Below are 9,865 nucleotides of genomic sequence, written 5' to 3' on the forward strand. Positions count from 1 at the left end.
ACGTCCTCGGCCGTCGGGGCCGTGACGGCACGCCGCAGCCAGTGGCGCAGGATCTCGGGGTCGCCGCAGCCGGTGATGCGTTCCCGGACCGCTTCGGGGACGTCGATGCCGCGCGCTTCCAGGACGTCCAGGACGTCCTCGGCGTCGCGTCGCGCCTCGCCCTCGGCTCGGCCCTCCTCGCGGATTTCCTCGGAGAGGGGTGACTTGTAAAAGGAGAGGTCCACGGCCACCAGTTTCTTCTCTTCTCGCTGTCAGGCCGCCTGAGGGGTGAACGTCACCGAAAGGTCGCTGTTGGGTGCGATGTCCAGGTGCAGGGTGGAGTCGAGAGCGGTGGCCAGACGTTCGAGGAGAGGGATGGTGGGAGTGGCACCCCCCTGCTCCAGGCGCGAGATGGCGGCCTGGGTCATGTCGGCTCGCGCAGCGAGCTGTGTCTGTGTCATACCCAGGGCGGTACGGCGGTCACGGACGGCTTTGCCGAGCAGATAGGCGCGGCGGGCCTCCTGGTACCCCTCCTGCGCCCGGTCGGCATCGGTGATGTCCCAACGGGAGTGGCTCATGGCGTGGCCTCCGGGAAGCGGCCGTAGACAGCGTGGGCGGGCGGGGCGTATCTACGGATCGAGCGGGAGGGATGTCTGTTCGGCCGCCGGGCCGAGGTAGGTGTACTCGGTGGACCGTGCGATGCCCACCGAGTCCAGCCGCTGGCGGAAGCGGACGCGGAAATGGACGTTGTCCCCGAGAGCCGGGCGCATGCGCAACAGGTCTTCCGGCTCTTCGAACCGGACGTCGTAGGCATACGCGTTCTTGGCGGTCCCCGTCTTGACCTTCACCCAGCCGCTTTCGCGCAGTTCGGTGATGCGGCCGGAGATCGTGATCTCCTGGTCGCGGTCCCGGGTCTCCCTCAACCGTTCCACGTGGCGCCTGCCTCGTTCGGTCAGTTGTGCGCGGCGCATGCCACCGTCGGCGGCGTACCAGGTCATCCCCAGATCGAGGCTGTACCTGCCGAGGGCGCGGGACAGCGAGTCCACGGCGTCGAAGAGCCGGGCCCACTCGCGGACATCGCTCTCCGACTCCAGCGCGGCCAGCAACTCGGTGAGTGTGCGCATGCCCGTGCTTGCCGCGGAGGTGGTGGGGGCCTCAAGGGCGTACGGCTCCGGGGAGGCAGCAGTGGCCGCCACGGGCCGGGCGTGCACCACAGTGCTGCCTGCCGAGACGCCGGTGAGTTCCAGAAGGACGGGCGTGCCCGCGGCAGCGGAGATCGCTGCCTCCACCGGGTGCAGGAGGGCGTCCCCCCATTGGAAGCGGAGGGCACCTGCTTCGGTGTCCGGGCCGGTCAGGCGCAGCTGAAGCTCCTCGTCGAGCCGCGCCTCCGGTGCGTATTCGCGCGCCGCGGCGAGACGACTGGCCCGGTGTTCGGCCTCGATCTCCTCGTCGTCCCTGTCCTCGACGCCCATTTCGTCCAGAAGCCGTGCTGTCTTGTCCTCCGCGGTCGGATCGTCACCCAGGAGCGCGCGCCTGCGCTCGCGCCAGCTGTCGCCGTTCACAGTCGCACCTCCAGATATCCGCGCGCCGGGGCGGCACTCTGTTCGGATGGTGAGCCGTCGGCCTGGCCGGGCAGCCTGCAGCGTTGCCACCAGTCGTCCCACACACCCCGTTGCGTGAAGTATGTCCGCTCTTCAGGTGTGAAGCGCTCCGGCTCGAAGATATGGGCAACCGGCTGGTACCCGATGCGGAGGGGAGAGACGCCGAACTTCTCCCTCATTCTGTCCCGGCTCTGGAAAGCGGTGGTCAGCCATTTGGAGCCGGGTTTGCCGCGCACCGCACGCTCGGCCCGGGTGTCGATCAGAAGCGTCGCGTCGATGTTCCTGGGGTCGGGTTTCGTACTGACGAAGCTGCCACCGAGCCACACCCGGTGAATGAGCCGGAGGCCGGCGAGGACGTCCGCGTACGCGTCCTCGAGTTTGAGGAAACGGTCGACATAGTCGAGTAAGCCGTCCCACAGCGCCGTGCGCGTCGCGGAGTCCTGAAACTCCGGGGCGCTGACCAGCATGGACTCCGCTTCGTCGAGGGAGACGGAGTACCGGCCCAGGGGGAGGAATCCGTTGGCGGCGAAGGTGGGCGGCACGTGAGGTCCTGTCGGTGTCGGAGAACGTCGTCACAGCGGTCGGGGCGGAGCGGTACGGGTCATCCTGCCGGGGCGGCTTCGGGGGCGCCGATGGTTCCGGGCAATATCAGCGGGTTGTTGCAGACGCCGGACCATGCGCGGGCGCTCTTCCAGGCCGCGCAGCCGCCGTACTCGCCGGATGATGTGGAGCGCATGGTGGCTGCTCGCATGGCCCGGCGGTCGATCTTCGAGCGGGACCCGGCCCCCTCCGTCAGCTTCGTGCTGGAAGAGGCGACGCTGCGGCGGGAGGTCGGAGGCACAATGGTGTGGCGTCGGCAGCTCGAACGTCTGCTGGAGGTGGGGCGGTTGCACCACGTCACACTTCAGGTGATGCCGACGAAGACCGATGCTCACCCCGGGGTGGACGGCAGGATCGAGGTGCTGAAGTTCGCGGACGGCACGGCGGTGGGACGCTCCGACGGCGCGTTCAACGGCCGGCCGACCTCCGACCCCAAGCAACTGCGCATCCTTGAGCTGCGGTACAGCACCATCCGGGCGCAGGCTCTCACGCCTCGGGAGTCGCTGGCCTCCATCGAGCAACTACTGCTGGGAGAAAAATGATTCGCAAGGCCTCCGCCGGTGACGCCTCCGAACTGGCGTGGTTCAAGAGCAGCTACAGCGACGGCACCGACGGCGAGTCCTGCGTCGAGATCGCCACGAGCCCCGGCGCCGTCCACGTCCGCGACTCCAAGAACACCGAGGGCCCTCGGCTCGTGCTCGGGCCCGGTGCGTGGGCCCACTTCGTGACGTACGCCTCGGAAAGCTGACCCTCAGGGGACCACGGCGAAGGGGCCCGGGAACGAGTCGTTCCCGGGCCCCTGGGCGCACGCGGTGAGCCCTACTCGTCCGAACCGCCGAAGCGCTCCTTGTACGTCTCCAGGTCCTCGTCCGTGAGCTTGGCGAAGAGGACCGGGGGGACCGTGAAGGGGGTGCCCGGGGTGAGGGTGGTGAGGGACTTCGCCTCCTCCTGGGTGACCCAGGTGGCCGTGTCGTCCCGCAGGTCGAACGCCGCGCGCATCGCCGCCGACGAGGTCGGGATGAACGGCTCCGAGACCACCGAGTAGAGGTGGATCAGGTTCATCGCGGTGCGCAGGGTGAGGGCCGCGCCCTCCTTGTTGGTCTTGATCTCCAGCCAGGGGGCCTTCTCCTCCAGGTAGGAGTTGCCCGCCGACCACAGGGCGCGCAGCGCGGCCGCCGCCTTGCGGAACTGGATGGCCTCCATCTGCTCCTCGTACTCCGCGAGGAGCCGGGCGATCTCCTCACCGAGCCTGGCCTCGGCCTCGCCCGGCTCGCCGCCCTCCGGGACCGCGTCGCCGAAGCGCTTGCGGGAGAAGGACAGGACACGGTTGACGAAGTTGCCCAGGGTGTCCGCGAGGTCCTTGTTCACCGTGGCCGTGAAGTGCTCCCAGGTGAAGGACGAGTCGTCGGACTCCGGCGCGTTCGCCATCATGAAGTAGCGCCAGTAGTCGGCCGGGAGGATCTCCAGCGCGTCGTGCGTGAAGACGCCGCGCCGCTGCGAGGTGGAGAACTTGCCGCCGTAGTAGTTGAGCCAGTTGAAGGCCTTGATGACGTCGACCTTCTTCCACGGCGAGCGGGTGCCCAGCAGGGTCGCCGGGAACATCACGCTGTGGAAGGGGACGTTGTCCTTGCCCATGAACTCCGTGTAGTGGACGTCCGCCTCCGACTCCCACCACCACGAGCGCCAGTCCCGGTTCTCCGGGTCCTGGTCGGCCCACTCCTTCGTCGCGCCGATGTACTCGATCGGGGCGTCGAACCAGACGTAGAAGACCTTGCCCTCGGCGGCCAGGTCCGGCCAGGTGTCCGCCGGGACCGGGACGCCCCAGTCCAGGTCACGGGTGATCGCACGGTCGTGCAGGCCCTCGGTGAGCCACTTGCGGGCGATGGAGGACGCGAGGACCGGCCAGTTGTCGGCGCGCTCGTCGACCCAGGCCTCGACCTCGCCGGCCAGTGCCGACTGGAGCAGGAACAGGTGCTTGGTCTCGCGGATCTCCAGGTCGCTGCTGCCGCTGATCGCCGAACGGGCGTCGATCAGGTCGGTCGGGTCCAGGACCCGCGTGCAGTTCTCGCACTGGTCGCCGCGTGCCTTGTCGTAGCCGCAGTGCGGGCAGGTGCCGATGATGTACCGGTCGGGCAGGAAGCGGCCGTCGGTGTTCGAGTACACCTGGCGGATGGCCCGCTCCTCGATGAACCCGTTCGCCTTGAGCTCGCGGGCGATCTCCTGCGTGATCTCGTGGTTCTGCGGGGAGGAGCTGCGGCCGAAGTAGTCGAAGGCCAGGTTGAAGCCGTCGTAGACCGCCTTCTGCGCGTTGTGCGCCTGTGCGCAGAACTCGTCGACCGGGATGCCCTGCTCCTTGGCCGCCAGTTCGGCGGGCGTGCCGTGCTCGTCGGTCGCGCAGATGTACAGGACCTCGTGGCCGCGCTGGCGCAGGTAGCGGGAGTACACGTCCGCCGGGAGCATGGACCCCACCATGTTGCCCAGGTGCTTGATCCCGTTGATGTACGGAAGGGCGCTGGTGATGAGGTGTCGAGCCATCGCGGGCTGCTCCCAGGTCGCTGCTGAGGGTGACGATCTCGTCGGGTTCGGGTCGTCTACGGAACCTTGAAATCGTAGCCGACATGGGTGGGCCGCCCGCTTCCCGTTTTGCTGGGTGGGAAGGGGCGGCCCCTGGTGCGTGTGGATCACGGGCGCCAGTTCGCCAGGACGCCCTCGTAGAGCTCCTGGTCCGTGAGCTCGCGCGGGGTCGGGCCCGCGTGGAAGAAGGAGGCGGTGTCGGTCTTCAGCTTGCGGAGGTAGTCGAAGGCCTTGTTGTCGTGCTCACCGAAGGCGACGAAGGAGAAGAAGACGGCGGGGTGCTTCTTCGCCGCCTCGGTGAGGGACTGGGTGGCCGGGGTCTTGGCGTCCGGGGCGCCGTCCGTCTGGAAGATCACCAGGGCGGGGGCGTCCGGGCCGTCCGCCGACTCCCCGTGGTGGGCCAGTACGGCTTCCACGGCCGCGTGGTAGCTCGTACGGCCCATGCGGCCCAGGGAGCCGTGCAGGTCGTCGATCCTGTTCTCGTGCTCGGTGAGGGTGAGCTCGCCGGTGCCGTCCACTTCCGTGGAGAAGAACGTGACGTGGACCGTGGCCTCGGGGTCGAGGTGGGCGGCGAGGGCGAGGGTCTGCTCGCCGAGGGCCTGGGCGGAGCCGTCCTTGTAGTACGGGCGCATGGAGGCGGAGCGGTCCAGGACGAGGTAGACCTTGGCCCGGGTGCCGGTGAGGCCGTACTTCTCGAGGGCGGCTCCGGCGGCCTCGTGGGCGGTGGTGAGGCCGGGGGCGTGGGACTTCACGGTTTCCTGCGGGAGCGTGGCCGGTTCGGCCGCCTCGGCGGTGCCCTGCGGGAGCGTGGCCGGTTCGGCCGCCTCGGCGGTGCCCTGCGGGAGCGTGGCCGGTTCGGCCGCCTCGGCGGTGCCCTGCGGGAGCGTGACCGGTTCGGCCGCCTCGGCTTCGCCTTCGGCGGGGGCGTTCCCAACCGCACCACCCGTGCGGGTTTCGTGGTCGGGTGCGGGTGGCCCCTGCGGGGTGTCCTCGCCGTCGGCGGCTGCGGGTTCTGCCGTAGCCTCCGGCTCCGCCTCGGCTGCCGATTCCGAAACGTTCCCGGCCTCGGTCTCGGGCTCGGGCTTGGTTTCGGCCTCGGTCTCGGGCTCGGGCTTGGTTTCGGGCTCCGGCTCGGGCTCGGGCTCGGGGTGAGTCTCCGGCTCAGGGGTCGGTTCCGCTTCCGGCTCCGTCTTCTCGGTGGCCGGCTCCTCCGGTGCCCGGTCGTCCGCCGGGTGGGTGGGCCCCGGCACCGTCACGTTGTCGAAGGCCGCCGAGACGAGGTCGTGTTCGTCGCGGGGTTCCGGGACGGAGACCGTGGGCTTCGGCGTCGGTTCGGGGGACGGGGACGGGAGCTTCGGGGCCGTGGCCGTGGCCGCGGCCGGCTCCGCGGCCGACTCCGCGGCCGACCCGGGCGGCGCCGGGGTGGCCTCGGCCGCACCGTGCGTCTCGGCGGCCTGCGCCGCACCCTCCGCCTCGGCTGTCCTCGCTCTGCGTGATCGGCCGAACGCGTTCCGCAAGAGAGTGAGAATGCCCATGTGCGCAACCCTTCGCATGAGTTGAAGCCCGTCAATCCCTGGCCAGGACGGACACGTAAGGTTAGCTGCCCTCATGGGTGATCTTGGGCAGGGTCGGGTGTCCGGTGCCGTGGCCGTCAAGGGCGGTATCCGGCCCGCGTACGGCACCGTGCGGCGACTTCGGGGCAACTCCCCCGATGCCGCCGTGGATTCACCCGTCGTTCATCCTGGCGCCCGACTGTCGCACATATGTGCTCCTACGGTTCGCGTTGGTATCACGGGCACCCAAGGAGAGAACAAGTGCGCAAGCTGCTGCCGTTGATCGGAACGCCCTCCGGCTCGCATCCCGGTGGACGGTCCGCCCTGACCTGTCGTTTCCGGTGTGGTGACGCCTGCTTCCACGAGGTGCCCAACACCAGCTCCAACGAATACGTCGGCGACGTCATCACCGGTGTGCTCGCGCGCCGTTCGGTGCTGCGGGCCGCCGCGGTCGTCGGCGTGGCCGCCACGACCGGCGCGGCCGCCGTCGCCGGGGCCCACCCGGCACAGGCCGCGATCCCCGGCCAGGCCCGCGCGGCGTCCGGGAAGAAGCCCTCGGGTGCGCGTGGGCTGCGGTTCGCGCCCGTCGCGCCCAACACCGCCGACACCGTGACCGTCCCCGACGGCTACCGGCAGAACGTCGTCGTCCGCTGGGGCGACCCCATCCTGCGCGGGGCGCCCGCGTTCGACCCCGAGCGCCAGACCGCGGCCGCGCAGGCCGGACAGTTCGGGTACAACAACGACTTCCTGGCCCTGCTGCCCCTGCGGGGTGAGCCGCACCGGCAGCTCCTCGTCGCCAACCACGAGTACACCGACGAGGTGCTCATGTTCCGGGGGTACGACCCCGAGAACCCCACCCGGCAGCAGGTCGAGGTCGCCTGGGCCGCGCACGGGCTGTCCGCCGTCGTGGTGGAGGAGGACCGGAAGACGGGGAAGCTCACCGTCGTGCCCCGGCACCACCTCAACCGGCGCGTGACCGCCACCACCGAGTTCCGGCTCACCGGCCCCGCCGCCGGGTCGGACCTGCTGAAGACCTCCGCCGATCCGAGCGGGCGCCGGGTGCTCGGCACCCTCAACAACTGCTCCGGCGGGACCACGCCGTGGGGAACGACCCTGCACGGCGAGGAGAACTTCAACCAGTACTTCGCCAACGGCAGCCGGGCCACCGACAAGCGCTACGGCATCGGCACCGGGGCCACCGAGCGCAAGTGGGAGCGGTTCGACCAGCGGTTCGACATCGCGCGGGAGCCCAACGAGGCGCACCGGTTCGGGTACGTCGTCGAGTTCGACCCCCACGACCCCTCCTCCACGCCGCGCAAGCGCACCGCGCTCGGGCGGTTCAAGCACGAGGGCGCGACGGTCCGGCTCACCCAGGACGGGCGGCCCGTCGTGTACTCGGGCGACGACGAGCGGTTCGACTACTTCTACAAGTTCGTCGGCAGCAAGCGGATGCAGAAGGGTGCGTCCCGGGCCGCGCGCGAGCACAACCTGTCCCTGCTCGACGAGGGGACCCTGTACGTCGCCCGGCTCACCGGGGACTCGCCCGCCGCCGAGATCGACGGCAGCGGGAAGCTGCCCGCCGACGGGGAGTTCGACGGCCGCGGCGAGTGGATCCCGCTGGCCACGGCGACCGCGAAGGGAGCCGTCTCGCACGTGGCGGGGATGACCGCCGAGGAGGTGTTCGTCTTCACGCGGCTCGCGGGCGACAAGGTGGGCGCGACGAAGATGGACCGGCCCGAGGACATCGAGCCCTCGCCGCACACCGGCAAGGTGTACGTCGTCCTCACCAACAACAGCAACCGGGGCAAGGCGGGCTACGCGCCCGCCGACGAGGCCAACCCGCGCAACGCCAACAAGCACGGGCACATCCTGGAGCTGACCGAGCGCGGCAACAAGGCCGACGCGACGCGCTTCGACTGGTCGGTGTTCCTCGTCGCCGGTGACCCGGCCGATCCGTCGACCTACTTCGCCGGGTTCCCCAAGGAGCACGTCAGCCCGATCTCCTGCCCGGACAACGTGGCCTTCGACCCGCACGGGAACCTGTGGATCTCGACCGACGGCAACCAGCTCGGTTCGCACGACGGGCTGTTCGGTGTCGCGGTGAAGGGGGACCGGCGAGGGGAGCTGAAGCAGTTCCTGACCATGCCCACGGGCGCGGAGACCTGCGGGCCGATCGTGCAGGAGCGGCGCGTCGTCGTCGCCGTGCAGCACCCGGGCGAGGTCGACGGGGCGTCCCTGTGCCGCGCCCGGACCGCACGGTCGTGGCCGGGAACCGTGGCCGCGCGACCGCGGGCCCGTCGGCTCCGGGGGGCGGGCTCAGACCTGGACCCGGGGCGGCGGCTGCTGGTTGCGGGGCGGGGTGGTCGGAGGGTCCGACGCGCGGCGGCGGCGGCGTACGAGGCGGAGGGGGCGGCGGCGGGTGAGCCAGGTCAGGGCGGCCACCGTCAGGCCGAGGGCGACCAGGAGCCAGGAGGTGGTGCGCAGGGTGGCGGTGAGGGCGTCGTAGACGGCGCCGACGGCCGGCTGGGAGACCTCGGCGGGCAGGTCGGCGAGGGTCACGCTGCGGCCGACGGCGACGGCGAGGGCGAGCAGCGCGCCGCCCAGGGCGGTACCGAGCGCGGTCGCGGTCAGCGCGCGGCGGCGGCGGGCGGCCAGGGCGAGGCCGGCGACGGCGAACACGACGGCCGCCACCGGGAGCCAGAAGCCGGCTACTTCGAGCACGTGGAACCCCTTCTGCAGACGGTCCAGCTGCTGGGCCGGAAGCAGGTCGACCTCGGTGTGTTCGACGGGGATGCGGCCGGCGAGCGGCATGTGCTCCTCGGTGAGCCGGGCCTTGACCTGGGCGGTGACCGGGGCGAGGTCGACGGTGACCGGGCTCTCGTGCTTGCCGCGGTCGTCGCGCAGGGCTCGCAGGACGGCGTCGTGGGCGGCCCGGTTGCCCTCGTTCCACGCCGTGCGGAAGGCCTCCGTCCGGGTGAACGAACGCACCGCGTCGTGCACGAAGGGCGCGACGGTGCCGCGCAGCACGCCGGCGTCCAGCTCATGGCCGATCTCGCGCACGATCCCGTTCCCGACGGCGTCCGCGACGGCCTCGCGCACGTCCGGGTCGTCGGCGAGCGGCGCCATCGTGGTGACGTAGCGGCCGGTGTCGGCCAGGCCGTACGCCGCCCAGGCCGACAGCGCGCCGAGCGGCACGAGCAGGCACGAGAGGGCGATCAGTACGGCTGACAGGCCGCTTCGCAGACGTCGGGACACATGTCCCAGCCAAGGCCGCCCGCGGGGGCCCCGCGAGCGGGGGAAGGGCGTTCGGGTGACCGCGGCGGGGCGCGGGGCGCGGGGGCGGGGTGCGGGTGCGGGCCGCGGGACCCGGAGCGGTCAGGCGATGCGGTGCCCTCGCGCGTCCTCGTGCGTGTAGAACCAGTAGAAGCACATGAGTCCCACGCCTATGCCGAACAGCAGGGACAGGGCGACGGACAGCCAGACCGACTCGCCGCTCTGGCTGAAGAGGAAGCCGAACGCCACGCCGACGAAGGCGAACCAGAGCAGGGCGTGCGGCTC

The 9,865-nt window shown here is 70.8% G+C and carries 7 protein-coding genes and 4 pseudogenes; 3 read left to right on the forward strand and 8 right to left on the reverse strand.

Going from position 1 to position 9,865, the window contains the following annotated elements; translation table 11 throughout:
- The 4 genes and pseudogenes from RH94_RS26860 to RH94_RS26875 form a co-directional block, all read right to left on the reverse strand.
- Positions 1-224, reverse strand: a pseudogene (locus RH94_RS26860) (hypothetical protein); the annotation flags it as partial.
- A gap of 27 nt (positions 225-251) precedes the next feature.
- Complete coding sequence (locus tag RH94_RS26865) at positions 252-557, reverse strand: helix-turn-helix domain-containing protein (RefSeq protein WP_073950740.1); 306 nt, start codon at positions 555-557, stop codon at positions 252-254.
- 51 nt (positions 558-608) lie between these two features.
- Positions 609-1,541, reverse strand: coding sequence for a hypothetical protein (locus RH94_RS26870; protein WP_073950742.1), 933 nt, complete (start codon positions 1,539-1,541; stop codon positions 609-611).
- Positions 1,538-2,122 carry a DUF6932 family protein gene (locus RH94_RS26875; RefSeq protein WP_073950744.1) on the reverse strand — a complete coding sequence of 195 codons (585 nt, stop codon included), beginning with the start codon at positions 2,120-2,122 and terminating at the stop codon, positions 1,538-1,540. Before RH94_RS26875 ends, RH94_RS26870 begins: the two co-directional genes overlap by 4 nt.
- Positions 2,123-2,224: 102 nt before the next feature.
- Between RH94_RS26875 and RH94_RS26880 the strand changes: the two are divergent.
- Together RH94_RS26880 and RH94_RS26885 are read left to right on the forward strand one after the other, a co-directional pair.
- Positions 2,225-2,722: pseudogene (locus RH94_RS26880) on the forward strand (DUF5753 domain-containing protein); the annotation flags it as partial.
- Positions 2,719-2,928, forward strand: coding sequence for a DUF397 domain-containing protein (locus RH94_RS26885; protein WP_073950746.1), 210 nt, complete (start codon positions 2,719-2,721; stop codon positions 2,926-2,928). The pseudogene RH94_RS26880 and the gene RH94_RS26885, both read left to right, overlap by 4 nt.
- A gap of 71 nt (positions 2,929-2,999) precedes the next feature.
- Here the strand turns inward: RH94_RS26885 and metG are convergent, their stop codons facing one another.
- Both metG and RH94_RS26895 read right to left on the reverse strand, forming a co-directional pair.
- On the reverse strand, positions 3,000-4,715 hold the full coding sequence (gene metG / locus RH94_RS26890) for a methionine--tRNA ligase (RefSeq protein ID WP_073950748.1): 1,716 nt from the start codon (positions 4,713-4,715) through the stop codon (positions 3,000-3,002).
- Positions 4,716-4,861: 146 nt separating this feature from the next.
- Entirely contained in the window at positions 4,862-6,289 is a 1,428-nt protein-coding gene (locus RH94_RS26895; protein ID WP_073950750.1) for a VWA domain-containing protein, read from the reverse strand.
- Between the two features lie 279 nt (positions 6,290-6,568).
- Here RH94_RS26895 and RH94_RS26900 point away from each other — a divergent pair.
- A pseudogene (locus RH94_RS26900) lies at positions 6,569-8,575 on the forward strand (PhoX family protein); the annotation flags it as partial.
- A 48-nt stretch (positions 8,576-8,623) separates the two neighbouring features.
- Here the strand turns inward: RH94_RS26900 and RH94_RS44715 are convergent.
- Positions 8,624-9,562, reverse strand: coding sequence for a hypothetical protein (locus RH94_RS44715; RefSeq protein WP_073950787.1), 939 nt, complete (start codon positions 9,560-9,562; stop codon positions 8,624-8,626).
- Between the two features lie 120 nt (positions 9,563-9,682).
- A pseudogene (locus RH94_RS44720) lies at positions 9,683-9,865 on the reverse strand (hypothetical protein); the annotation flags it as partial.

Origin of the sequence: Streptomyces kebangsaanensis (genome assembly GCF_001906585.1) — a bacterium.
Taxonomy (GTDB): domain Bacteria; phylum Actinomycetota; class Actinomycetes; order Streptomycetales; family Streptomycetaceae; genus Streptomyces; species Streptomyces kebangsaanensis.